24 protein-coding genes and 1 tRNA gene are annotated in these 22,272 nt (G+C 71.1%); 11 read left to right on the top strand and 14 right to left on the bottom strand.

Features of this window, described 5'->3' with window-relative positions:
- Positions 1-68: 68 nt before the first annotated feature.
- Together ACO06I_RS00550 and ACO06I_RS00545 are read left to right on the top strand one after the other, a co-directional pair.
- Positions 69-1,052 carry a FecR family protein gene (locus tag ACO06I_RS00550; protein ID WP_421930684.1) on the top strand — a complete coding sequence of 328 codons (984 nt, stop codon included), beginning with the start codon at positions 69-71 and terminating at the stop codon, positions 1,050-1,052.
- A 54-nt stretch (positions 1,053-1,106) separates the two neighbouring features.
- Positions 1,107-3,500, top strand: coding sequence for a TonB-dependent receptor domain-containing protein (locus ACO06I_RS00545; RefSeq protein WP_421930683.1), 2,394 nt, complete (start codon positions 1,107-1,109; stop codon positions 3,498-3,500).
- Positions 3,501-3,506: 6 nt separating this feature from the next.
- Here the strand turns inward: ACO06I_RS00545 and ACO06I_RS00540 are convergent, their stop codons facing one another.
- The 4 genes from ACO06I_RS00540 to ACO06I_RS00525 are packed head-to-tail and all read right to left on the bottom strand — an operon-like array spanning position 3,507 to position 6,818.
- Positions 3,507-3,959, bottom strand: coding sequence for an OsmC family protein (locus ACO06I_RS00540; RefSeq protein WP_421930682.1), 453 nt, complete (start codon positions 3,957-3,959; stop codon positions 3,507-3,509).
- Complete coding sequence (cydX, locus tag ACO06I_RS00535; RefSeq protein ID WP_421930681.1) at positions 3,952-4,071, bottom strand: cytochrome bd-I oxidase subunit CydX; 120 nt, start codon at positions 4,069-4,071, stop codon at positions 3,952-3,954. The genes ACO06I_RS00540 and cydX overlap by 8 nt, the downstream gene beginning before the upstream one ends.
- 17 nt (positions 4,072-4,088) lie before the next feature.
- A complete protein-coding gene (cydB, locus tag ACO06I_RS00530; RefSeq protein ID WP_421930680.1) occupies positions 4,089-5,237 on the bottom strand; it encodes a cytochrome d ubiquinol oxidase subunit II in 1,149 nt (382 codons plus the stop codon).
- 12 nt (positions 5,238-5,249) lie between these two features.
- Complete coding sequence (locus ACO06I_RS00525) at positions 5,250-6,818, bottom strand: cytochrome ubiquinol oxidase subunit I (RefSeq protein ID WP_421930679.1); 1,569 nt, start codon at positions 6,816-6,818, stop codon at positions 5,250-5,252.
- A 189-nt stretch (positions 6,819-7,007) separates the two neighbouring features.
- Between ACO06I_RS00525 and ACO06I_RS00520 the strand changes: the two genes are divergently transcribed.
- On the top strand, positions 7,008-8,537 hold the full coding sequence (locus ACO06I_RS00520; protein ID WP_421930678.1) for an ATP-binding cassette domain-containing protein: 1,530 nt from the start codon (positions 7,008-7,010) through the stop codon (positions 8,535-8,537).
- Entirely contained in the window at positions 8,534-10,126 is a 1,593-nt protein-coding gene (locus ACO06I_RS00515) for an amino acid ABC transporter ATP-binding/permease protein (protein ID WP_421930677.1), read from the top strand. Before ACO06I_RS00520 ends, ACO06I_RS00515 begins: the two co-directional genes overlap by 4 nt.
- Here the strand turns inward: ACO06I_RS00515 and phnN are convergent.
- Together phnN and ACO06I_RS00505 are read right to left on the bottom strand one after the other, a co-directional pair.
- Positions 10,107-10,688, bottom strand: coding sequence for a phosphonate metabolism protein/1,5-bisphosphokinase (PRPP-forming) PhnN (phnN, locus tag ACO06I_RS00510; RefSeq protein ID WP_421930676.1), 582 nt, complete (start codon positions 10,686-10,688; stop codon positions 10,107-10,109). The two genes, ACO06I_RS00515 and phnN, sit on opposite strands and share 20 nt — an antisense overlap.
- 76 nt (positions 10,689-10,764) lie before the next feature.
- A tRNA-Ile gene (locus tag ACO06I_RS00505) sits at positions 10,765-10,840 on the bottom strand.
- A 145-nt stretch (positions 10,841-10,985) separates the two neighbouring features.
- Between ACO06I_RS00505 and ACO06I_RS00500 the strand changes: the two genes are divergently transcribed.
- On the top strand, positions 10,986-11,723 hold the full coding sequence (locus tag ACO06I_RS00500) for an SIMPL domain-containing protein (protein WP_421930675.1): 738 nt from the start codon (positions 10,986-10,988) through the stop codon (positions 11,721-11,723).
- A 52-nt stretch (positions 11,724-11,775) separates the two neighbouring features.
- Here the strand turns inward: ACO06I_RS00500 and ACO06I_RS00495 are convergent, their stop codons facing one another.
- Together ACO06I_RS00495 and panD are read right to left on the bottom strand one after the other, a co-directional pair.
- A complete protein-coding gene (locus ACO06I_RS00495) occupies positions 11,776-12,237 on the bottom strand; it encodes a hypothetical protein (RefSeq protein WP_421930674.1) in 462 nt (153 codons plus the stop codon).
- On the bottom strand, positions 12,237-12,593 hold the full coding sequence (gene panD, locus ACO06I_RS00490) for an aspartate 1-decarboxylase (RefSeq protein WP_421930673.1): 357 nt from the start codon (positions 12,591-12,593) through the stop codon (positions 12,237-12,239). Before panD ends, ACO06I_RS00495 begins: the two co-directional genes overlap by 1 nt.
- 270 nt (positions 12,594-12,863) lie before the next feature.
- Between panD and ACO06I_RS00485 the strand changes: the two genes are divergently transcribed.
- Both ACO06I_RS00485 and ACO06I_RS00480 read left to right on the top strand, forming a co-directional pair.
- Positions 12,864-13,532: a hypothetical protein gene (locus ACO06I_RS00485; RefSeq protein ID WP_421930672.1), complete on the top strand. Its 669-nt coding sequence runs from the start codon at positions 12,864-12,866 to the stop codon at positions 13,530-13,532.
- Entirely contained in the window at positions 13,533-14,453 is a 921-nt protein-coding gene (locus tag ACO06I_RS00480; protein ID WP_421930671.1) for a peptidoglycan DD-metalloendopeptidase family protein, read from the top strand.
- Between the two features lie 195 nt (positions 14,454-14,648).
- Here the strand turns inward: ACO06I_RS00480 and ACO06I_RS00475 are convergent, their stop codons facing one another.
- The 4 genes from ACO06I_RS00475 to ACO06I_RS00460 all read right to left on the bottom strand — a co-directional run bounded on the left by ACO06I_RS00475 (position 14,649) and on the right by ACO06I_RS00460 (position 17,216).
- A complete protein-coding gene (locus tag ACO06I_RS00475; RefSeq protein ID WP_421930670.1) occupies positions 14,649-15,221 on the bottom strand; it encodes a chloramphenicol phosphotransferase CPT family protein in 573 nt (190 codons plus the stop codon).
- 32 nt (positions 15,222-15,253) lie between these two features.
- The gene (locus tag ACO06I_RS00470) at positions 15,254-15,694 is read right to left on the bottom strand and encodes a hypothetical protein (protein ID WP_421930669.1); all 441 of its coding nucleotides are present in this window, start codon (positions 15,692-15,694) and stop codon (positions 15,254-15,256) included.
- A 200-nt stretch (positions 15,695-15,894) separates the two neighbouring features.
- A complete protein-coding gene (locus ACO06I_RS00465) occupies positions 15,895-16,779 on the bottom strand; it encodes an alpha/beta hydrolase (RefSeq protein WP_421930668.1) in 885 nt (294 codons plus the stop codon).
- Positions 16,780-16,859: 80 nt separating this feature from the next.
- On the bottom strand, positions 16,860-17,216 hold the full coding sequence (locus ACO06I_RS00460; protein ID WP_421930667.1) for a hypothetical protein: 357 nt from the start codon (positions 17,214-17,216) through the stop codon (positions 16,860-16,862).
- A 102-nt stretch (positions 17,217-17,318) separates the two neighbouring features.
- Between ACO06I_RS00460 and ACO06I_RS00455 the strand changes: the two genes are divergently transcribed.
- Positions 17,319-18,569 carry a serine hydrolase domain-containing protein gene (locus ACO06I_RS00455; protein WP_421930666.1) on the top strand — a complete coding sequence of 417 codons (1,251 nt, stop codon included), beginning with the start codon at positions 17,319-17,321 and terminating at the stop codon, positions 18,567-18,569.
- Between the two features lie 2 nt (positions 18,570-18,571).
- Here ACO06I_RS00455 and ACO06I_RS00450 read toward each other — a convergent pair whose 3' ends face one another.
- Positions 18,572-18,934, bottom strand: a complete 363-nt coding sequence (locus ACO06I_RS00450) for a hypothetical protein (protein WP_421930665.1) — start codon at positions 18,932-18,934, stop codon at positions 18,572-18,574.
- Positions 18,935-19,131: 197 nt separating this feature from the next.
- Here ACO06I_RS00450 and ACO06I_RS00445 point away from each other — a divergent pair, with 197 nt between their 5' ends.
- The 3 genes from ACO06I_RS00445 (at position 19,132) to ACO06I_RS00435 (ending at position 20,400) form a co-directional block, all read left to right on the top strand.
- Entirely contained in the window at positions 19,132-19,353 is a 222-nt protein-coding gene (locus ACO06I_RS00445; RefSeq protein ID WP_421930664.1) for a flagellar basal body rod C-terminal domain-containing protein, read from the top strand.
- A gap of 127 nt (positions 19,354-19,480) precedes the next feature.
- Entirely contained in the window at positions 19,481-19,747 is a 267-nt protein-coding gene (locus ACO06I_RS00440; RefSeq protein ID WP_421930663.1) for a hypothetical protein, read from the top strand.
- A 32-nt stretch (positions 19,748-19,779) separates the two neighbouring features.
- Positions 19,780-20,400, top strand: coding sequence for a TIGR02466 family protein (locus tag ACO06I_RS00435; protein WP_421930662.1), 621 nt, complete (start codon positions 19,780-19,782; stop codon positions 20,398-20,400).
- A gap of 109 nt (positions 20,401-20,509) precedes the next feature.
- Here ACO06I_RS00435 and ACO06I_RS00430 read toward each other — a convergent pair whose 3' ends face one another.
- A complete protein-coding gene (locus ACO06I_RS00430; protein ID WP_421930661.1) occupies positions 20,510-22,144 on the bottom strand; it encodes a M28 family metallopeptidase in 1,635 nt (544 codons plus the stop codon).
- Positions 22,145-22,272: the final 128 nt, after the last annotated feature.

Below are 22,272 nucleotides of genomic sequence, written 5' to 3'. Positions count from 1 at the left end.
CGCCTGGGGGTTTGTGGCGTCTTTGGGGCGAGACCCATGATGACCCGCACCACAAACCCGATGCCGAAATGAGTCCGCGCGACGACCAGAGCGCGACGGACGCCCTGCGCGACGAGGCGCTGGCCTGGCTCGTGCGTGTGCAGTCCGACGCCGCCACCGGCGAGGACTGGTCGGCCCTGACCGACTGGCTGGAGGCCTCCGAACAGCATCAGGCCGCCTTCGAGGCCGTCGAGGCCCTGGCCGCCGAGGTTTCCGACCAGGCCGCCCAGATCGCCCCGCGCCTGGCGCCGTCCACCGGCGAGGTGCTCGCCTTCCGGCCCCGGCCGGCCGCGCCGCGCCGCGGGGGGGTCATCGCCGCCCTGGCCGCGGCCGCCGCCGTCCTGGTGGTCTCGCCGCTGGCCTGGCGCGCCTATCAGGGTCCGGCGACCACCTATGAAACCGGCGTCGGCCAGACCCGCGAGATCGCCCTGGCCGACGGCAGCCACATCCGTCTGAACGGCGGCTCCAGGCTGACCGTGCGCCTGGGCTGGCGCGCCCGGCGGGTCGAGATGGCCCAGGCCGAGGCGACCTTCGACGTCGCCAAGGACCCGTCCCGCCCCTTCCTGATCTCAGTGGGCGATCAGCAGGTTCGGGTCGTGGGCACCGAGTTCAACATCCGCCACGACGGCAAGACCGTGGTGGTCAGCGTCCGCCGCGGTGTGGTGGTGGTTCGCCAACCCGCCCTGGGCCCCGCCCCCGTGGCGCGGCTGACCGTCGGCCAGGCCCTGCGCCACGTCGAGGGGACCCGCGCTTCGCAACTGAGCACCGTGGCCCCGGACGCCGCCTTCGCCTGGACGGAGGGACGCCTGGTCTGCGAGGATCAGCCGCTGTCGGAGATCGTCGCGGCGCTCAACCGGCGCTACCCGACCCCGATCCGGGTGTCGGAGGCGGCCGGCCGGCGGCGGTTCTCCGGGGTGCTCGACCTCGGCGACCAGGGGCTGCTGGTGGATCGGCTTTCGCGCTACATGTCGCTGTCGGTGCATCGCACCGGCGGGGAAATCACTCTACGCTGACGTCCCGGCTCCGTTTCGAGGGCGTTCGACTTGCCGTCTGTTCCGTGGCGCCCGATGGCGTTGGTCCTGAGCCTGACAGCCGGTCTCGCGGTCTCGGGCGCCGCTGTCGCCGCACCACGGGTCATCGACTTCCAGATCCCGCCCAAGCCCCTCTCGGCCGCCCTGGTGGACATGGCGATCCAGGCGCGGGTCTCCATCAGCACCCGCCGGGCCGCCGACTGTCGCCAGGCCCCCCGCGCGCTGACCGGGCGCTACACGCTCGAGGCGGGCCTGACCCGCCTGCTGGCCGGAACCGGCTGCGGCTACCGGCTGATCGACGCCGGCGCCGTGGAGATCGTCCGCCTGCCGCCCCCGGCCCCGCCCCGGCCGGCGCCCGCCCCGGCCGCGGCCCCGGAAGACGCCGATCTCTCTGAGCTGATCGTGGTGGCGACCCGGCGCCCCACCCGCGCCGACCGCCTGGCCTATCCGGTCAGCGCCCTGGACGAACAGACCCTGGACGCCCTGGGCGTCCGCGACGCCACGGACCTGGCCCTGACGACGCCCGCCATGACGGTGACCAACCTCGGGCCCGGACGCGACAAGATCCTGCTGCGCGGCCTGTCCGACGGCCCCCTGACCGGCCGCACCCAGTCCATGGTGGGGCTGTATCTCGACGACGTCCGGCTCACCTACAACGCCCCCGACCCCGACCTGAGGCTGACCGACATGGCCCAGGTGGAGGTGCTGCGGGGTCCCCAGGGCGCCCTCTATGGCGCGGGGTCCCTCGGCGGGGTCCTGCACCTGGTGACCGCCGCGCCCGATCCCGGCCGGCGCGCGGCCTGGGCCTCGGCCAGCGCCGGCGCGACCCGGGGCGGCGATCCGTCGGGCGTGCTGGAGGGGATGCTCAACCTGCCCCTGGCCGGGGGCCTTGGCGCGGCGCGGCTGACCGCCTATCGCGAGGTCCAGGGCGGCTATATCGAGGACGCCGGCCTGGGGCTCAGCAACGTCAACCGCTCGGTGCGCGCCGGCCTGCGGCTGACGGGCCGGCTTGATTTCGGCGACCGCTGGACCGTGACCGGCGGGGTGGTGACCCAGACCATCAATTCCGACGACACCCAGTACGCCCTGGCGAGCGAGGCCGCCTACACCCGGCGCAACCAGGTGCGCGAGCCGCATGACAACGACTTCGCCGAGATCCATCTGAACCTCGGCGGCCGCTTCGAATGGGGCGAGGTTCACGCCTCCACCGCCGTGGTCCGCCATCAGGTGTCGAGCCGCTACGACGCCACCGCAGCGCCGCCGCTCCCCATGCCCCCCGGCCCCACCGCCTTCGACGACGAGAACGACATCACCAGCCTGGTGGCCGAGGCCACCGTGGCCTCGCGCGCCGAGGCGGCCAATCCCTGGCTGGCCGGCGCCTTCCTGGCCCGCACCCGCCAGGACATCGGCCTGAGCCTCTCCAGCGTCGGCGGCGCGGCCCTGACCGGCTTCGAGGAGGCTCGCCGCGACCGTCTCGACGAGGCCGCCGTCTTCGGACAGGCCGACGTGCCCTTGAGTCCGTCGATCCGCCTCACCCTGGGCGGGCGGCTGTTCACCTCCGACAGCCGGGTGACGAGCGCGATCGCCGCGCCCCTGGCCGGAACCGCCACGGCCTTCACCGGCCGGTTCAAGCGCACCGGCTTCGCGCCGAAGGTGGTGATCTCCTACGCGCGCTCTCCGACGATGCTGATCTATGTCCAGGCGGCGGAAGGCTACCGGGTGGGGGGGATCAACACCACCGGCGCGCCGGGGCAGGTCTTCAACGTCTCAAGCGGGTCCCAGCCCTACCGAGCCTATCAGGGCGACGAACTCTGGAGCTTCGAGGCCGGCGGCCGGTTCAGCCTGCTGCAGGATCGCCTGACGGTGCGGGCGGCGGTCTTCGAGGCCTTCTGGAGCAACATCCAGAGCGACCAGCTGCTGCCCTCGGCCCTCCCCTTCACCGCCAATATCGGCGACGGCCGCAACCGGGGGATCGAGGTGGAGGCCGCCTATCATGACGGCCCGCTGGTCCTGCGCGGGGAGATCCTGCTCAACAGCCCCGAGCTCGACCACGCCAATCCGGCCTTCCCGGCCCGCGCCGACCTGGGCCTGGCCGGCGCCCCGGAGGTCTCCGCCGGGGTCTCGGCCCACTATGCCTGGCCCCTGCAAGGCGGGCGCAGTTTCGAGCTCGACGGACGCTACAGCTATGTCGGGGTTTCGCGGCTGACCTTCGACGCGGCCACCTCGCCGAAGATGGGCGACTACGCCACGGGCCGGCTCAGCGCCAGCCTGGTGGCCGACCCCTGGCGGCTGACCCTGGCGGTCGACAATCCCACCGACTCCCGGGGCGACACCTTCGCCTACGGAAACCCCTTCACCCTGAGGACTTCGCGCCAGCTCACCCCGCTGCGGCCCCGCACCCTCTCGGTGACCCTGAAGGTCGCCTACTGAGCGGTCCTAGGCGGTCGCCTCGCCCGCGGGCGCCTGGTCGGCCAGGCGCGACCGGATCATCGCGCCGCCGGCCAGGGTCCGGCTGACGGGACAGCGGTCGGCGATCTCCAGCAGCCGCGCGCGTTCCTCCGCCGAGAGTTCCCCCTCCAGGCGGATCTCGCGGTCGAAGATGTCCTTCGGCGCGCCGGCGGTGGCGCGGGCGGCGTGGGTGACCCGCACCTCGACCCACTCCAGGGGCCAGCCCTTGCGGCCGGCATAGAGGCGAAGGGTCATGGTGGTGCAGGCGCCCAGCCCCGCCATCACCAGCTCGAAGGGATCGGGCCCGGCGTTTCCGCCGCCGGCGGACTCCGGCTCATCGGCCAGCAGGCGGTGGGGGCCGATGGCGATCTCCGCGCCAAAGGGCCTGGGGCCGGTGTCGGAGACGACGACGATCCTCGCCGCCGGTTCGCCCTCACTCATCGTCGCGGCCGTCGTCGCCGGAATCGACGAGATGGAACTCGTGCCAGATGCCGTTGAGAATCCCGAAGGCGACGGCCAGGCCCAGTCCGAGCACCCAGGTGAAGTACCACATGGTCGAGGCTCCTTGTCTCAGTAGAGGTCGGGATTGGTGGTGAGGTCGCCGACCGAGGCGCGGCCGAACATCACCTTGTAGGCCCAGGCGGTATAGGCCAGCACGATGGGCAGGAAGACCACGGTGACCACCAGCATGATGAACAGGGTCATGTGGCTGGACGACGCGTTCCACACCGTCAGGCTGGACCTGGGATCGATGCTGCTGGGCAGGATGAAGGGGAACATCGACAGCCCGACGGTGGAGATGATGCCCAGGGCCGAGAGCGAGGATCCCGCGAAGGCCGGCGTCTCGCGGCCGGCGCGGATGCCCACCAGGGCCAGGATCGCGCCCAGGAAGCCGAGCGCCGGAGCCGTCCACATCCAGGGATAGGTCGCGAAGTTGGTGAGCCAGCCGCCCGGCTGGGCGAGCGCCCCGGCGCGCAGTGGATTGGAGGGGCCCGCCGGATCGACGACGCCGTCCAGCCGGAAGCCCAGGCCACCGAACGCCACGAAGGCGTAGCCCACGGCGAACAGGACGAACGCCGCCAGGGCGGCGACCTGGCCGAAGGTCCGCGCCCGGTCGCGCACCGGGCCATGCTCGGCCTTGATGGTCAGCCAGGCCGCGCCATGGGTCACCAGCATGGCCACCGACAACAGGCCGCAGACCAGGGTGAAGGGGGTGAAGAGCCCGAAGAAGGTCCCCTCATAGGTGGCGCGGAGGTCGCCATCGAGGCGGAAGGGCACGCCCTGCAGGACATTGCCCACCGCCACGCCGAACACCAGGGTCGGCACGAAGCCGCCGATGAACAGCGCCCAGTCCCAGGTGGCGCGCCAGGTCTTCGAGGGCCGCTTGGAGCGATACTTGAAGCCGACCGGCCGCAGGATCAGGGCCGCCAGCACCGCGAACATCGCCAGGTAGAAGCCCGAGAAGCTCACCGCATAGACGAAGGGCCAGGCGGCGAAGATCGCCCCGCCCCCCAGGATGAACCACACCTGGTTGCCTTCCCAGGTGGCGCCAATGGTGTTGATCACCATCCGCCGTTCGCCGTCGTTGCGGGCCACGAAGGGCAGCAGGGCGGCGACGCCGAGGTCGAAGCCGTCGGTCAGGGCGAAGCCGATCAGCAGCACGCCCATCAGGCCCCACCAGATGACCCGCAGCGTCTCATAGTCGAGGGGGATGTTCATCGTCAGGGATCCTTATTCGGCCGGGGCCAGACGGATGGGAGGCGCCTCGCCATGCTCCGGCTGGTCATGGTGCGCGTAGGGCCCGCGCCGGATGGTCCGCACGATCAGCCCGACCTCGACGACGGCCAGGGTTCCGTAGAGCAGGGTGAAGCCGACGATGGTGGTCCAGAGCTGGGCCACGGTCAGGCTTGAGACCCCCAGGAAGGTCGGCAGCACGCCCTCCACGGCCCAGGGCTGGCGGCCCAGTTCGGCCAGCAGCCACCCGGCCTCCACCCCGATCCAGGGCAGGGGCATGATCGCCACGGCGGTCCACAGCATCCACCGGGTTTCCAGCCTGCGCATCGTCACCAGCACGAAGGCCGCGGCGAACACCGCGATCTGCAGGAAGCCGATGCCGGCCATGATGCGGAACACCCAGAACATCACCGGCACGTTGGGCACCGTGTCCCAGGCCGCCTTCTGGATGGTGGCCCGGTCGGCGGTGCGCGGATCGGCGACATAGCGTTTCAGCAGCAGGCCATAGCCCAGGTCGCGGCGATTGAGCTCGAAGTCGGCGCGGGCGGCCGGGTCGGCGGGATTGGCCTTCAGCCGCTCCAGGGCGTCATAGGCCTTGATGCCGCTCTCGACCCGGGTCTCGGCGACGGCCACCAGGGGCAGGATGCCGGCCACGGGCCGGTCCAGGCTGCGGGTGGAGATCAGGCCCAGGACATAGGGGATCTTGATCTCGGCCTTGGTGGTGCGGGTCGCCATGTCCGGAATGCCGAAGGCCGTCAGCCCCGCCGGCGCCGGCTCGGTCTCCCACATGGCCTCAAGGGCGGCGAGCTTCATTTTCTGGTTGTCGGTCAGGGCGTAGCCGCTCTCGTCGCCCAGGACGACGACGGACAGGGAGGCGGCCAGGCCGAAGGAGGCGGCCACCGCGAAGGAGCGCTTGGCCACCCGCGGCCACTTGCCCTGCAGCAGCATGATGGCCGAGACGCCGAGCACGAAGACCGCGGCGGTGACGTAGCCGGCGCTGACCGTATGGACGAACTTGGCCTGGGCCACGGGGTTGAACAGCACCTCGCGGAAGCTGGTCACCTCCATGCGCATGGTGTCGGGGTTGAAGGCCGCGCCGACCGGGTTCTGCATCCAGCCGTTGGCGATCAGGATCCACAGGGCCGAAAGGTTGGAGCCCAGGGCGACCATGAAGGTGACGAACAGGTGGCCTTGTTTCGAAAGCCTCTCCCAGCCGAAGAACATCAGGCCGACGAAGGTGGCCTCCAGGAAGAAGGCCATCAGGCCCTCGATCGCCAGGGGCGCGCCGAAGATGTCCCCGACATAGTGGGAGTAGTAGGACCAGTTGGTCCCGAACTCGAACTCCATGGTCAGGCCGGTGGCGACGCCGAGCACGAAATTGATGCCGAAGATGGTCGCCCAGAATCGCGTGATGGTCCGCCAGATCGGCCGACCGGTCATGACATAGATGCTCTCCATGATGACCAGCAGGAACGACAGGCCGAGCGTGAGCGGCACGAAGAGAAAGTGGTACATCGCCGTCAAGGCGAACTGCAGCCGAGAGAGCTCGACGACACCCATATCCATGACTCAATCCTTCAGCTTGGCCGCACCTAGCGCCTGCCAGCTTCGCAATGCAACATCATCATATGCTAAGATACGCAACTATGTATCTGTAGCCCGATGAACGCCGCCGACTCTGACGCCGATCGTCACTTTCTCAAAGCCCTCGGTCGCGCCGCACATAGGCGCTCTCCCGTCCTGACCGCATTGACGATGATCAATGCCGCGGGCGCGGCGGGCTTCGCCTTCGCCCTGACCGGGATCCTGACCGGCGAGACGCTCGCGCCGGCCTTGGCGGGCCTCGTGGCGGCCCAGGCGGCGCGCGCCCTGGCGGGATGGGGCACGAGCCGGGTCGCCGCCCGCCACGCCTTGCGGGTCAAGACGCGGCTGCGTCGCGAGGCCCTGTCCGTCGCCCTGGGGCGCGGGCGGGGCGACGCCTCCTCGGTGGGAGAAGCCGCCGGCGCCGTCGTCGATGAGATCGAGTCCCTCGACGGCTATTTCAGCCTGTTCCAGCCCGCCGCGCTGGACGCCCGCATCGGCCCGCTGGTGATCGCCGGCGCGGTGGTCCTGGCCAGCCCGGTTTCGGCGGCGATATTGCTGGCCACCCTGGTTCCCTTCGCGGCGATCATGGCCCTGGCCGGCGGCGCGGCGGGCGCCGAGGCGACCCGCCAGTTCGAGGCCCTGGCCAGGCTCTCGGGCCACTTCGTCGACCGGGTCCGGGCCCTGCCGGTGGTGCTCGCCTTCCAGGCCGAGGCGCGGGAGACCGCCAGGGTCGCCCAGGCCGCCCAGGAGGTCAGCCAACGCACCCTGGGGGTGCTGCGGATCGCCTTCATCTCGACGGCCGCCCTGGAGTTCTTCGCCGCCCTGGCCGTGGCCCTGGTGGCGGTCTATTGCGGCTTCTCCCTGCTGGGCCTGCTGCCGTTCAAGGTTCCGGAGAGCCTCGACTTCCGGCACGCCTTCTTCGCCCTGGCCCTGGCCCCGGAATTCTACGCGCCCCTGCGCCGGCTCGCCGCCGCCTATCACGAGAAGCAGCTCGGCGAGGCCGCCGCGGCGCGCCTGCGACCGTTGCTGGCGGGGGGCCCGCCCGCGCCGATCACGCCCCTTGGCCTGGACGCCGCGCCGGAGGTGCGGCTGCGCGACCTCACCCTGAGGTTCGGCGATCTCGTCATCGGCCCGCTCGACGCCGTCGCCCCGGCCGGCGCCCTGACCGCCCTTGTCGGTCCCACGGGATCGGGAAAGTCCTCCGTCCTGGCGGCGATCCTGGGTCTCTCACCCCTGGAGGCCGGGTCCGTCGAGGTCGGGCCGCTGCGGCTGGCCGACACCGGCGGCTTCGCCGGCCTCGCCGCCTGGGCCGGGCAGGCGCCGGCCTTCCTGCCGGGCACGATCACCGAAAACCTGATGGCCGCCGCCCCTAGCGTCACGGCCGAGGCGGCCCTGGCCATGGCCGATCGGGTCGGCCTGACGCCGGCCCTGGCCCGTCGCGACCTGGCCGCCGACACCCGGCTGGACGAGCGCGGCTCCGGCCTCTCGGGCGGGGAGCGCCGGCGGCTGGCCCTGGCGCGCGCCCTGCTCAAGCCCGCGCCCCTGCTGCTGCTGGACGAACCCACGGCCGATCTCGATCCGGTGGCCGAGGCCGAGATCGTGGCCCTGATCCGCGCGGCGGCGCGGGGGCGCACGATCATCGTCGCCACCCACTCCGAGGTTCTCGCCGCCGCCGCCGACCATGTCGTGAGGCTGCCGTGAGCGGCCCCTCCCCCATCGGCGACTTCCTCGCCCGGCAGGTGCGCCTGCGCCGCGGCGACCTGCTGATCGCCGGCCTGGCGGGCGCGGCGACCGCGGCGGCGACCACCCTGTTGCTGGGCCTCTCGGGCTGGTTTCTCGCCGGCGCGGCCCTGGCGGGCGCGGCGGGCCCCGCCGCCGTCCAGGCCTTCAACTACCTGTTGCCCAGCGCGGGCCTTCGGGGCCTGGCGATCCTCCGAACCGCGGGGCGTTATGGGGAGCGGCTGTTTGGTCATCGCGCCGCCTTCCGCGCCCTGGCCGCCCTGCGCCCGGCCCTGTTCGCGGGCCTGGCGGCGTCGCCTCCGCAGCAGTCCCTAACCCTGTCGACCGGGGAAGCCTCGGCCCGGCTGGTGCAGGACGTCAACGCCATCGAGACCCTGTTCGTGCGCCGCTCGGCGCCCTGGGCCGCGACCGCGGCGGCCGGGGCGGCGGCGGCGGTCATGGGCCTGGCCTCCATCTGGGCCTCGGTGGCCTTCCTGGCAGGCCTGGCGCTGCAGCTCGTCCTGGGCCGCCGGCTGGCCGACCACCTGACCCGCGTCGCCGGCCGAGACCAGCTGCGCGCCGCGGGGCGGCTCAAGGATGGCCTCGGCGCCTATCTGCTGGCCGCGCCGGAGCTGCGCTGCTTCGACCTGACCGACCGGGCGGTGGAGGCGCTGATGGTCCACGACACCGATCTGGGGCGCGCCAACCTGGCCCGCAGCGACGCCGAGTCCCTCCTGGGGCTTGGCCAGGCGGCGCTGACCGCCCTGACGGTGGTCTCCGTGGCGGCGCTGTCGGCGGGCGCCCCCCTCCCCCTGGCGGCCCTGGCGGTGCTCGCCGCCCTCGCCGGCCTGGAGGGGGTGACGGCCCTGCTGCGGGCCGCCCAGCAGCAGGGCGCCTATCGGGAGGCGATCTCCCGTCTGGATGCGCTCCTCGTCGACGCCGGCCCGCCGCGCGGCGCCCCGCCAGCCGACGCAGACGTTGAGATCGACGGCCACCGGCTGGCCCCCGGCGACCGCCTCGCCATCGTCGGCCCCTCCGGCGGCGGCAAGACGAGGACCCTCGAGGCCCTGGTGGGCCTGCGCGACGCGCCGCCGGGACGGATCCTCATCGGCGCGCGTCCCCTGGAGGCCGAGGCCACGGGATGGGCGCGCGCCCTGTTCGCCTATGCGCCGCAGGACGCCCGCCTGCTAACCGGCACGGTGGCGGAGAACCTGCGCCTGGCCGCGCCCGACGCCGAAGAGGCCGCCCTGTGGGAAGTGCTGGCCGACGCGCAGCTGGACGCCCGGGTGCGGCGCCTGCCCAAGGGCCTGCAGACCTGGATCGGCGATGGCGGTGAGGTCCTGTCGGGCGGCGAACGACGACGCCTCTCCCTGGCGCGGGCCTACCTGCGGCCCGCGCCGTGGCTCCTGCTCGACGAGCCGACCGAGGGGCTGGACGCGACGACCGAAACCAAGTTGCTGGCGGCCCTCGAGCGGCGGCTAGGCCGCACCGGCCAGGGCGCCGTGATCGTCAGCCACCGGCTGGCGCCCCTGGCGCTCTGCTCCACCCGGCTCACCCTGGGCGGAGTCTGAGGGCGGCCAGCAGCTGGGCGACGCCCTCGTCCGGGGTCCCATCGTTGCGCACCGTCACCACGTCGGGGCCGGTCACCGCGAAGGACTCGGCCCGGGCGAGGCGCTCGGCGATCTCGGCTGGGCTCTCGCGGCCGCGTCGCGCCAGGCGATCGGCCAGCAGCTTGCGGTCGGCGGTTATGGCGATCACGCGGACGTCGCCGAACCGCGCGCGCGCCTCGTCCAGCACGCTGCGGGAGACATTCACCACCACGCAGCGGCCTGCGGCCAGGTCCTCGAGGATCGCGGACGGCACGCCATAGCCGAGGCCATGGGCGCGCCAGGACAGGGCGTAGCCCCCGGCCGCCTCACGGGCCGCGAAGGCCGCCTCGCTGACGGCGACGTGGTCCTCGCCCCCGGCTTCGGCGGGTCGGTTGATCTCCCGGCGGGGAAAGACGAAACAGCTGTCACCGGCCAGGGCCGCGCGGGCGCCGTCCAGCAGGGTGTCCTTGCCGACGCCGGAAGGGCCGACCACCAGCGCCAGCATCCCGGACTCGCGCCGGGCGGTCGTCGAGGGCGTCGGCAAGGCTCGGGGCTCCAGTTCTTTCAGGAAACCGTCAAAAGACCATCCTGGAGCGCCCGGACCGCCGACGGAAGCTTGCTGGTGGGCCCGGTAGGACTCGAACCTACAACCAGACCGTTATGAGCGGTCGGCTCTAACCATTGAGCTACAGGCCCCTGCAGCGGCCTGCGGGTTACCATGGGCTGCACGTCCATTAAAGCCGCCGTTCAGCTTGGCCTTGTCATCAAGGAACCCAGTCCCGCGTTCATCGTTCGAGTGCGGGGTGGTACAGTCAAGCTCGCACCCCTTTGGGAGATATCGATGAAAACCTTCGTCCGCGCCGGCGCCCTCAGCCTGCTCCTGGCCACCACGGTCGCGGCGCCCGCCGCCCTGGCCCAAGCCGCCCCGCCCGCCGCCGACTCCATGTTCCGGGCCACCACCCTGAACCTGTCGGCCTATGGCGAGACCCGCGTCGCCCCCGACATGGCCACCATCAATCTGGGGGTGAACACCGAGGCCCCGACGGCCGCGGCCGCCATGGCCGCCAACGCCACCCAGATGAACAAGATCTTCGCCGCCCTGCGCCGCGCCGGCATCGCCGACAAGGACATCCAGACCTCCGGCCTGAACCTCAACGCCCAGTACGACTATGTGGAGAACAACCCGCCCCGTCTGCGCGGCTACCAGGCCAGCAACCAGGTGACGGTCTCCGTCCACGACCTGGCCCGCCTCGGCTCGGCCGTCGACGCCACGGTCAACGCCGGGGCCAACCAGGTCAACGGGATCGCCTTTGGCCTGAACGATCCCACCGCGGCGGAGAACGCGGCCCGCGAGGACGCGGTCAAGGCGCTCAGCGACAAGGCCAACCTCTACGCGCGGGCCACCGGCTACCGCGTCGGCCGCCTGGTGACCCTCAGCGAAGGCGGCGGCTACAGCGCGCCCCCGCCGATGCCGGTCATGGCCATGGCGCGGATGGACAAGGCCGAGTCGACCCCCGTGGCCGGCGGCGAACTGCGGGTCCGGGTGGACGTCACCGGGCTCTATGAGCTGACGCGCTAAACCTGATCCTTCCTCCCCCGTTCGCGGGGGAGGAAGACGGGCGCGGGTTTCCCTACTTCTTGATCAGGCCGGCCGCGGCGAAGGCGGCGGCCAGCTTGTCGGCGATCACCACGCCGGGCGGGGTCTTGTCGCCCTCCATGGCCGCGGCGTAGACCAGCTCGTCGTGGGTCTCGACCCCACCGGCGGCCCAGGCCACGGTCCGAGCCCCGTCCGGTGAGCTGTCGCAGCTGATATTGGCCGGCGCCCGGCTCTTGGCGGTGACCTTCAGCAGGGCGTCGACCGTGCGGGTCGCCCCGTTGCAGGCCGGCAGCACCCGGCCGCAGGTGACGTTGGAGCCGAAGCGGTAGACCACCTCGCCGGACCCGGTCTCTCCGATCAGCACGCAGGTGCCGGGGTCGCCGACCCGTTCGTTGACCGCGGCGTCCAGGGCGGCCTTGTCGATACCCTTGGGCGCGCCCGGCGAGCAGGCGGCGAGGCTCAGGCCCGCCGCCGCCAGCAGGACGAGCGCGCGCATCAGGCCGCCTTCTTGATGTCGTTGGCGTCGTCCAGCAGCACGACGGTGGGGGAGTAGTTGCGGGCCTCCTCGGCCGGCAGCAGGCCGTAGGTCACGATGATGACCTTGTCGCCCTTCTGCACCAGGCGAGCGGCCGCGCCATTGACGCCGATGACCTTGGAGCCCCGCGGCGCCTCGATGGCGTAGGTGGTGAAGCGGGCGCCAGTGGTGATGTTGAGCACGTCCACCTGTTCGTGCGGCAAGATGCCCGAGACGTCCAGCAGCTCGCGGTCGATGGCGATGGAGCCTTCGTAGTCCATGTCGGCCTGGGTCACCGTCGCGCGGTGCAGCTTGGCCTTCATCAGGGTGACGAGCATGGCGCTTCCTTACACAAGGCGCGGGCGCACACTGGCGCGAAACCCGCGTCGACAACGGCTGTGCATATAGCCAGCAACCGGCGCCGGTTCAATTGCGGCGGCGCAACAAGCTTGCCCCTAGGTCAAGCAATGACCCCCGCGGCGGTTCAATCAGCGGGAGAATTCGCCAGTCTTTTCGGCGCGATAGGGGGAAAACCGTATTGGGTTGCAACCGAGGGTTAACAGCATGCGTCAAATGCGCCAAGCTTGGCTCTGACGCGGGGGTGGCCAATGCGTAGTCCAAGGATCCGAGCTCTGATCGCGGCCGGCGCCGCGCTGACCTGCGTCACCGCCAGCGCCCAGACCGCGCCGCCATCGACGACCCGGCCCGCCACCACCCGTCCCGCCCTCACCCGCCCGGCCGTTCTGGCCGCGCCCGCGGCCATTGGCCCGGCGGGCCGCCCCCCGAGCCCGGATGGGATCGACTGGCGCGGCGCGGTCGGCGGCCTGCGCCAGAGCGGCAATGCCGGCCCTGGCCTCGGCCGGGGCCTGGACCCGGCGGCGGTGGACAAGACCAAATTGCCGATCCTGCTGCCGGCCGACGCCGACCTGATGGGCGGGGCGCGGATCTATTCCTTCGGCGACTACTATTCGATCACCGCCAATCTGACCGGGGCGCGGGTCTCGCTGACCGGCACGGCGGAGACCACCCCCCTGCCCGCCGGCTCCAAGCTGAACCTGCCCGCCGTCGGACCCGAGCAGCTGGTGGTCCAGCGCACGGTGGACGGCCAGCTCGCCAGCTTCGTCCGCTACGGCGTGCTCTACACCGTCGAGCTGCGCTGCGACGCGCCGTCGGACGCCCGCTGCCGCACCGAAGGCTTCGTGCGCGGCCTGGTGGCCAAGAGCACCGTCGTGGTGATGGGCAAGGCCGCCCGTCAGGCCGCCGGACTGGGGGCCTAGATGCGCGCGCCGCTCATCATCCTGATCCTGATCGTCATCGCGGTCCTGGCCCTGGTGGGCTACAATTCGGGCTGGTTCGGCAGCCCGCCGCCTCCCGGCGCCAACCCGTCCGCCACCCCCGCCGCCTCCGGCGCGACGACGCCGTCAGGCCCGGCCGCCGAGCCCGAGGAACCCGTGGGCGACGGCGGCGTCGAGCAGCTTCCCGACGAGGCCCAGCCCCAACCCGCCGCCGATCCGGTCAAGACCCCCGACGCCCCGTCGGCGGGCAGCTTCGGCCATTTCCCGGCCGGCGACCTGATCCCGAAGTCCGGCTCGGGCTATCTCGACCGCACGGTATGGTCCCCGAACCTCTGCTTCCCCTTCGCCGAGGCCGCCTTCGCCAACTCCCAGGTCTATGGGGCCGGCGGCGGCATGGGTCCGAAGGACAAGCCCAGCCAGTGCGACTCCAGCAATTACAGCCTCCCCTGGCGGGACAATTTTTGTGAGAGCCGCGGCTACGCCAGCCCGCTCTGCGTGTCCGGCAAGGGCCACCAGGGCCAGGACATCCGTCCGGCCACCTGCAAGAAGGACCTTCACTGGGTGGTGGCCGCCGAGGACGGGATCATCACCGACGTCGGGACCTACACCGTCACCCTCACCGGCGCCGCGGCGCCGCACCGGGTCTACCGCTACCTGCACATGCGGATGAACCAGCTGGCGGTGAAGGAAGGCGCGCAGGTGAAGGCCGGCGACAACCTGGGCAAGGCCTCCAACGACTTCGGCGGCACCCCCACCACCATCCACATGCACTTCGAGATCCGCGCCGGCGTCGCCGGGACCTCCACGGACGGCAAGGCTGTGAAGCTGCACACCTTCCTGCCGCCCTATCAGAGCCTGGTGGCGGCCTACGACCGCAAGCGCTCAGGGCAGGCGTGCCACTGAGGGCTCGCGCCTCCGCCGTGGGGAAGACGCCGAGCCTCCCTGCACTTGATCACGTCATCCCGGCCGCAGCGTAGCGGAGAGCCGGGACCCAGGGGCCACAGCCAATCCCCCTGGGTCCCGGGTCTCCCTGCGGTCGCCCGGGATGACGGACGTGTTCCAGTGGCGCACCATCCCCGCTGCACAGGGGAGCCCGCCCTACAGCCCGAACGCGTCGCGGATCATCGCCGCGCACGCCTCCGGGGTCCGCGTGGCGGTGTCGATCTCCAGGTCGTAGGCCTGGCCGCTGTGGACGCGGTCGTGCTGCCAGCGGGCCAGGCCGATGGCGCGGTCGCCGCGGGCCCGCTCCCGCGCCTCCAGCACCTCCAGCGGCGCGAACAGGCCCACGAACCGCACCTCGAACCCCACCAGCGCGGCGCGATAGTCCGCCGCCGCGTCGGGGCCGATCATCACGTCGTCGACGATCAGGCTGTTGCCCTGCCCCGCCATGGCCGCCACGGCGCGGCGCATGCCCGACAGCGCGCGCTCCACCACCGACCCGCTGTGGATGGCCACGGACGGGCGCCCGTCCGCCTCGAGGGTCTCGAACACCAGGCCCTCCGTATGGCCGAACATGGCGGCGGGCAGCATGTCCAGGAAGGCGTCCATGGAGACATGGAGCCACGGTCGGGCGGCGAGCACCTGCAGGGCCCGGGCCGTCGAACTCTTCCCGACACTGCCCACGCCGTTGAGGATGATGACCTGGGCGGGGCGGTTCGAGCTCTTGTCCATGGCCGCGACGGTGGCCGAAGGCGGCCGCGCCTTCAAGCCTGCGGCAGGGGCGCCACGTCCGGCGCCACCCAGCCCCGCCGCGCCGCCACGGAGAACAGCCGGTCCTTGCTCCAGTAGGCCAGCGGCCAGTCGCGGTCGCCCAGGGGCGAGGCCATCAACTGATCCACCACCACATGCAGCGGCTCGGCCGGCGGACGCGTGGCCAGGAAGCGGGCGGCCTCCCCGATCGAGGCCTGGGTGATGGTCTCGTGATAGCCCTCGGTGTCGGAGTTCACCCCGCCGACCGCCTCGTTATAGGCCCGGATCAGGCCGGGCATCCGTTGCGCCGTCTCCGCCTCGCCATGGCGGCGCAGCAGCCATAGGGCCGCGGCGAAGTGGGCCGCGTGGGTCCATTCGCTCTTGGGCAGGGATCGGTCCAGCAGGCCGGCGCCGATGCGCTCGACCGCCGTCTCACCGGCGAAATACTTGGTCATGGGGGTCTCCTTTGGCGAAGGCCCGGACAGCAGGACGCCCCCCGCCGACCGGGCGGGATGGGTGGCTCGTTCGAAGAGGGATCGGGACCTAGCCCGGACCGTTCGCGCGCACCCGCACCGCCTGAAGAAGGCGTTGCTGTTGCTGGGCGCGGGTCAGGGCGGAGGCCATGGCTCCGCTTAGTCGCGCGGGGCCCGCCCTGTCAATCGGCGCCCGGCTTCACCGCGGCGTCCAGGAAGGCGCTCATCTCGGCCAGCACCGGGGCGCGGCCCCTCAAGGGCCGCGACAGGGCCAGCACCATGCCGGCGTGATCGATCCCGGCATAGTGGCGCTCCTCCACCCTCACCCCCGCGCCGCGCAGGGTTCGGGCCAGCGCCTTGGTGTTGCGCGGAAAGACCGTGCGGTCGGCGTCACCGGTGGCCAGGAAGGCCGGTGGGCTGGCGGCGCTGACATAGGTCGCGGGCTGGGTGGCGGCGAGGTCGGCGGCCCCGCCGAAGGTGCGCCTCGTGATCGGCCCGTCCAGGGGCACGAAGTCGTAGGGACCCGACAGGCCCGCCACGGCGCGGATGCGATGGATGTCGACGCCCTGGGCCTTCAGGTAGCGGCCGTCCAGGCCCAGCATCACGGCGTTGTAGGCGCCCGCCGAATGGCCGATCAGCACAATGCGGCTGGGGTCGCCGCCATAGGCGGCGGCGTGGTCCACAGCCCAGCGGATCGCCGCGGCCCCGTCCTCCAGGAAGTGCGGATAGGTCACCTCCGGATAGATCCGGTAGTCGGGGACCACGGTGACATAGCCCTGGGCGGCCAGGGCCTGGCCCACCCAGCGATAGTCCTGCCGTCGCCCGGAATCCCAGGAGCCGCCGTAGAAGAACACGGCCACGGGAGCGCCGGCCTTGGTCCGCCGCGGCGCATAGACGTCCAGCTTCTGTCGCGACAGCGGGCCATAGGCGGTCCCGGCGTTCAGGCGACTGGCGGGATCCTTCGGCGTGAAGGTGGAGAACAGGGTCAGCGGCGAGCAGGCCGCGGTCAGGGCGGCGGTCGCCGCGGCCAGGCCAAGGCGGAGGGGACGACGGATCGAGGGCGGCATCGGGTCCTGATACTGGCGGCGGGAGGGTGCTCGATCCCTTTACGCGCAGGCGGCGACGGCGGACGCAAGCGCGGCCCCCCTCACGGGTTCTCGTCCTCGTCGGACGCATGCATGTGGTGCAGCAGGCGGTGCAGGACCGGCGCCAGGATGATCCCGGCCGTGGCCACCAGGAACAGGCCCGAATAGATCGCATAGCCTCCGGCGAACAGCTTGCCGGCGTCGGTGTCCGGCGCGCTCAGGGGGCCCATGCCCGACAGGATCATCGCGGCCTCGGCGAAGGCGTCGATCCAGGGCTTGGCCTCATAGGTGTGGTAGCCCCACATCCCGCCCGCCAGGGAGCCGGCGATCAGCACCAGGGCGAGGACCACGTTGCGGGCCAGGCGGAAGATGAACACCCAATGCGGCGCCACGGGGTCGCCGACTCGTTCATAGGCCATGGCGGCCCTCCCCTTTTGCTTGACGGCGCCTGCGTCACCCGACGCAATCACGTCACGGAACACGGGGCATCATGACCCCAAGGCCAGCAGGGTGGAATGACGATGGACGGCGATCAGTCTTTGGGCGGCTTCTCCACCGAGGGTCTGGCGCAGATCGCGCCCAACCTGCAGGGCGTCGTGGACGCCGGCGACCTGTCTGGCTTCGTGACCCTGCTCTGGCGCAAGGGCGAGGTGGCCCAGGTCAACACCCTCGGCATGCGCGACATCGCGGGCGGCAAGCCGATGACGCGCGACACCCTGTTCCGCATCGCCTCGATGACCAAGCCGATCACCTCCGTGGCCCTGATGATGCTGGTGGAAGAGGGCAAGGTGAGCCTCGACGACCCCATCACCAAGTGGGCGCCTGAGTTCTCCAACATGAAGGTGCTGAAGTCCGCCACCGGCCCGCTGGACGAGGTCTATGACGCGCCCCGCGACATCACCATCGACGACCTGATGACCCACCGCTCGGGCCTGGCCTACGGCTTCACTTCGGTGGGGCCCATCGCCCACGCCTACGAGAAGGCCCTGGGCTCCCCCATCGGCAATCCTCACGCCCCGGACATCTGGATGGAGCGGCTGGCCGAACTGCCCCTCTCCTATCCGCCGGGCGAGCGCTTCCACTACAGCCACGCCACCGACGTCCTCGGCTTCCTGGTGGGCCGCATCGCCGGGACCGGCTTCCGCGAATTCCTGATGGCGCGGATCCTCGGCCCGCTCGGCATGACCGACACCGACTTCTGGTGCCCGCCGGAGAAGCGCGACCGGATGGCCAAGCTCTACCGGGTCGATCCGGAGACCGACAAGCTGCAGGATGTGTCCTTCGTGCACGAGGACGCGCCGCCGGCCTTCTGCGGTGGCGGCGGCGGCCTGATCTCCACCGCCGACGACTACCTGACCTTCGCGCGCCTGATGCTGAACAAGGGCGAGCTGAACGGGGTGCGGCTGCTGAAGCCCGAGACCGTGGAGCTGATGACCACCAACCGCCTCACCGACGCCCAGCGCGAGATTCCCTTCATGGGCATTCCCTTCTGGATGGGCCAGGGCTTCGGCCTCGGGCTTTCGGTGATCACCGATCCGGAGAAGCAGGCCTGGATGGGCGCCGGCTCCAAGGGGGCCTTCGGCTGGCCCGGCGCCTTCGGCACCTGGTGGCAGGCCGACCCGGCGGAGGACATGGTCATGCTCTACCTGATCCAGAACTCCATGCCCCTCGGCCCCGAGGCCGCCAGCCAGTTGGCCACCGGCCAGCGCATGGGCGGCCGCGTCGCCCTGCCCGTCTTCCAGAAGCTGGTCTACGGGGCGCTGGGGAAATAACCCTAGTTGTTGCTTAGCGGATCCCGCGCGGCGACGCACATCGGGCGGCCCTTATAGAGGTCGCCGATCAGGCTGCCGTCGCGGGCGGCTGCCTTGCGCGCCTTCTCGTAGGCCAGGGTTTCGCCGGGCGCCTTCTGGCCGGGGCCGCAGACCGGCGCGGTCACCCTGACGCCCTGGTGGCAGAGGCAGAAGTCCTCGCGCTTGTCCAACCGGCTGGCGGGGACCTTGCACACCGCCGGCAGGCTCTGGCCGCCGACGTCGAGGCAGATCGTCCGCTCGCTCGGCGGGTTGCTCATCGGCCCCGCCAGGGCTCCGCCGGCGGAGCCCGCCAGGGCCAGGGCCGCGATCATCGACATCCGGATCATCGAACTTTCCTCCACGATTTCGGGAACATACCACACCGCGACCGTGGCGCTTTTCAGGCGGGGCGTCCGGGGTTCCGGAGGCGCGAGGCCCCGAGAGCCCGAGGCCGGCCTACGCAGCCGCCTGATTTCGTTCACCATCTTCGCTGGCGAAAGCTTTACCGCGGGGGGTTCAGGGTAGGGTCCAGGAGGGCTGAATCATGAACCCCATCGCCACGGCCCAGTATGGCCTGTTCGCCGCCACCCGCCGCTTCGAGGCCTCCGCCCAGCGGACGGCGCAGATGGGCGACCCCACCGCCGACGTCGACTACACGAACGAGGTGGTGGAGCAGATCACGGCCAAGCACGAGTTCAGCGCCAACCTGGCGGTGATCCGCACCGCCGACGAGATGACAGGCGACCTGCTGGACATCCTGGCCTGACGGCGAAATCTCTATACCCGAAGTGGATATACTCATCTCGGGTGTGAATATACATAAACGTCTTTGACCATTTCCATGCGCGATGACTTAACCGCGCCGCCTCTACACCGTGCGTGGAGGTTGAGACATGGACCCGATCATCACCGCGCAGTACGGCTTCTTCCTGGCCGTGGAGCAGTTCAACCGGACCTCGCAGACCGCGACGTCCGCGGCCGCGCCTGACATCGCCACCCTGCCCCTGACAGACGGCGCCGGCCCCTCGCCGCTCGGCCGCGCCATCGCCGCCAAGCGGGTCGCCGACCATCACGCCCAGGCCCAGGCCCAGGTCGGACGGCTGGCCGCAGAGATGATGGCCGACCTGCTCCGACTGCAGGCCGGGTCCGGCGAACTTTGACATTGGTCGTGGGGCCGGTTAGCGCCGGTCCCATGTCCATCCGCCCGCTCTTCGTCACCCAGGTCTACGAGGCCACCCTCGCCGCCGAGCGCGGCTTTTCCGAGTTCAACGCCGAGCTCGAGGAGGCCGCCCACATGCTGGCCGACGAGGACCTGGCCGGCCAGGCCTGGTGCCGCGAGCACGCCTATGGCGGCTATACCTCCTACGCTTCTCTGGACGACCTGCCCCAGCGGGCCAGCGTGTTTGGGGCGCTGAAGACCAAGCTCGACAAGCACGCCCAGGCCTACGCCAAGGCCCTGGAGCTCGACCTGGGGCGCGGCCGGCTGCGGATGGACAGCCTGTGGGTCAATATCCTGAAGCCCGACGCGGCCCATTCGGGGCACATCCATCCCCACAGCGTCATCTCTGGCACCGTCTATGTGGCCACCCCCAAGGGCGCCAGCGCCCTGAAGCTGGAGGATCCCCGCCTGCCGCTGATGATGGCGGCCCCGCCCCGTCTGGCCGACGCCGCCGAGACGGCCAGGACCTTCGTCTACCTGCAACCGGAGCCGGGCTCGATCCTGATGTGGGAGAGCTGGCTGCGCCACGAGGTGCCGCCCAACGCCGCCCGCAAGGAGCGGATCTCCATCAGCTTCAACTACGGCTGGCGCTAGACCCTGACCGTTTCAGATGGCCCCATCTGAAACGGCGAGAAGGGTCTAGGTTCAAAACAAGAGAGCACGTCGGGCGGCGGAACCGGTATCCACTTCCGCCTGACGTGCTCTAGGGCTTCCGGCCGAACTTGGTCCCGAAGAAGTCGCCCTTGTTCCAGGCAGGCCGCTCGGCGGCGTCCGTCAGGTCCCGCGTCACCTCATAGTTCAGCCGGGCGAACTTGGCGCCGGCGGTCCAGTTGATGGCCTGGCCCAGGTCGTCGCTGGGCTTGTGGTAACGCTCGGCCAGGAAGGTGCGGAACTCCTTCTCCCCACCATTGGCGAAGCCGGTCATGAAGAAGACCGCCGGCACGCCCACCTCCACGAACCGGTAGTGGTCGGAGCGGGTGAACAGCCCCTCGTCGGGCATGGGGTCGGGGGACAGCGCCACATTCATGGCCGCCGCCGCCCGGCGCACCGCCGGGCCGATGCTGGACCGCTCGGCGCCGAAGGCCACCACATCGGTGAAGTCGTAGGTCAGGATCGGCATGTCGAGATCGACGTCGGCGACGATGCTGGCCAGCGGCACGGTGGGATTGCGCGCGAAGTACTCGGCGCCCACCAAACCCTTCTCCTCCCCGGTGTCGAGCAGGAACAGGATGGTCCGCTTGGGCGGCTGGCCGGAGTCGCGGAACATGCGGGCCACCTCGAGGGTGGTGGCGCTGCCCGCCGCATTGTCCAGGGCGCCGTTGTTGATGGCGTCGCCATTCACGGCTTCGGTCACCCCCAGGTGGTCGAGGTGGGCGCTCAGCACCACCACCTCGTCCTTCAGCTGGGGATCGGCGCCCTCGATCAGGCCCACGACGTTCGAGCTTTCCACCGGCCGGATGGTGGTGGCGAAGGCCGCCTCCAGGGTGAGCGGCAAGGTGAAGCGCGGCGGCTCGGCCGCCTTGGACTGGGCCATCTCGACGATGCGGTTGAGGTCGGCCGGGGCGCCGGCGAACAGCTTCTCGGCGCCCTTGACGCTGATGGCGGCCAGCAGCGGGGCCTTGGGCGCCACGGCGAAGGCGGCGCCGGAGGTCGTGCGCCAGCTCATGCCCCAGCTCTTCCACTGGCGCGCGGCGTTGGCGAAGGGATAGAGCTTCTCGTCGCCGGGCGTGCCGACCTGGACGAAACCCACCGCGCCGCGGGCCTCGGCCAGGGCGCGCTTGGTGCGCCCGCTGGCGTAATAGGCGCGCTCCTCGGTCTGGTAGGAGGGCGGCGCGCCCGAGAGGGCCACGACGATCTTCCCCTTCACGTTGAGGCCGGCATAGTCGTTGCGCCGGTGCTCGGGCGCCACGACGCCGTAGCCGACGAAGACCAGAGGCGCCGACACCCTGGTCTGGGCCGACACCGGATTGCGGCTGACGATGTAGTCCTCGCCGAACACCAGGGGTGTGGCCTTGCCCGCCTTGTCCCGCAGGACGAAGGTCCCCTGGTCGGCGGCCTGGTAGGCCACCATCGGCACGTGCTGGAAATAGGTCCCCTTGTCCCCGCCGGGCTTGAGGCCGAGCTGGGCCATCTGGGAGGCCGCATAGGCCGCGGCGATGTCGTAGCCCGGCGATCCCGCCTCGCGCCCCTGCAGCAGATCGCTGGCCAGGAAGGTGACGTGGGCCCTGATGTTGTCGGCGCTCTTCTGGACCTCGGCCGCGGAGGGCTCGGCGGCCCACGCGTGCGTCGCCGCCAGGGCCAGGGCGCACGCCGCCACCATCACCTTGCCCAGACTCATCGCCGCCTCCCCGCTTGTTGGGGTGAGCTTAGAGGAGCTCCGAGGGGCGGGGGATTAAGTTGCTGTAACGCGGCGCGCCGATGTTACGCCCCAGGGAGGCTTCAACCTTGGCCGCGCATGTGGTGGTG

The organism is Phenylobacterium sp. (genome assembly GCF_965229015.1).
Classification (GTDB): domain Bacteria; phylum Pseudomonadota; class Alphaproteobacteria; order Caulobacterales; family Caulobacteraceae; genus Phenylobacterium.
The sequence above is the reverse complement of the archived record's forward strand: the minus strand, read 5'-3'. Positions and strand labels throughout refer to the sequence as shown.

Coding starts and splice junctions, on each gene's coding strand:
- ACO06I_RS00550 (WP_421930684.1), top strand. CDS start 69: ATGAGTCCGCGCGACGACCAGAGCGCGACGGACGCCCTGCGCGACGAG.
- ACO06I_RS00545 (WP_421930683.1), top strand. CDS start 1,107: ATGGCGTTGGTCCTGAGCCTGACAGCCGGTCTCGCGGTCTCGGGCGCC.
- ACO06I_RS00540 (WP_421930682.1), bottom strand. CDS start 3,959: ATGAGTGAGGGCGAACCGGCGGCGAGGATCGTCGTCGTCTCCGACACC.
- cydX (WP_421930681.1), bottom strand. CDS start 4,071: ATGTGGTACTTCACCTGGGTGCTCGGACTGGGCCTGGCCGTCGCCTTC.
- cydB (WP_421930680.1), bottom strand. CDS start 5,237: ATGAACATCCCCCTCGACTATGAGACGCTGCGGGTCATCTGGTGGGGC.
- ACO06I_RS00525 (WP_421930679.1), bottom strand. CDS start 6,818: ATGGATATGGGTGTCGTCGAGCTCTCTCGGCTGCAGTTCGCCTTGACG.
- ACO06I_RS00520 (WP_421930678.1), top strand. CDS start 7,008: ATGATCAATGCCGCGGGCGCGGCGGGCTTCGCCTTCGCCCTGACCGGG.
- ACO06I_RS00500 (WP_421930675.1), top strand. CDS start 10,986: ATGAAAACCTTCGTCCGCGCCGGCGCCCTCAGCCTGCTCCTGGCCACC.
- ACO06I_RS00495 (WP_421930674.1), bottom strand. CDS start 12,237: ATGCGCGCGCTCGTCCTGCTGGCGGCGGCGGGCCTGAGCCTCGCCGCC.
- panD (WP_421930673.1), bottom strand. CDS start 12,593: ATGCTCGTCACCCTGATGAAGGCCAAGCTGCACCGCGCGACGGTGACC.
- ACO06I_RS00485 (WP_421930672.1), top strand. CDS start 12,864: ATGCGTAGTCCAAGGATCCGAGCTCTGATCGCGGCCGGCGCCGCGCTG.
- ACO06I_RS00480 (WP_421930671.1), top strand. CDS start 13,533: ATGCGCGCGCCGCTCATCATCCTGATCCTGATCGTCATCGCGGTCCTG.
- ACO06I_RS00475 (WP_421930670.1), bottom strand. CDS start 15,221: ATGGACAAGAGCTCGAACCGCCCCGCCCAGGTCATCATCCTCAACGGC.
- ACO06I_RS00470 (WP_421930669.1), bottom strand. CDS start 15,694: ATGACCAAGTATTTCGCCGGTGAGACGGCGGTCGAGCGCATCGGCGCC.
- ACO06I_RS00465 (WP_421930668.1), bottom strand. CDS start 16,779: ATGCCGCCCTCGATCCGTCGTCCCCTCCGCCTTGGCCTGGCCGCGGCG.
- ACO06I_RS00460 (WP_421930667.1), bottom strand. CDS start 17,216: ATGGCCTATGAACGAGTCGGCGACCCCGTGGCGCCGCATTGGGTGTTC.
- ACO06I_RS00455 (WP_421930666.1), top strand. CDS start 17,319: ATGGACGGCGATCAGTCTTTGGGCGGCTTCTCCACCGAGGGTCTGGCG.
- ACO06I_RS00450 (WP_421930665.1), bottom strand. CDS start 18,934: ATGATCCGGATGTCGATGATCGCGGCCCTGGCCCTGGCGGGCTCCGCC.
- ACO06I_RS00445 (WP_421930664.1), top strand. CDS start 19,132: ATGAACCCCATCGCCACGGCCCAGTATGGCCTGTTCGCCGCCACCCGC.
- ACO06I_RS00440 (WP_421930663.1), top strand. CDS start 19,481: ATGGACCCGATCATCACCGCGCAGTACGGCTTCTTCCTGGCCGTGGAG.
- ACO06I_RS00435 (WP_421930662.1), top strand. CDS start 19,780: ATGTCCATCCGCCCGCTCTTCGTCACCCAGGTCTACGAGGCCACCCTC.
- ACO06I_RS00430 (WP_421930661.1), bottom strand. CDS start 22,144: ATGAGTCTGGGCAAGGTGATGGTGGCGGCGTGCGCCCTGGCCCTGGCG.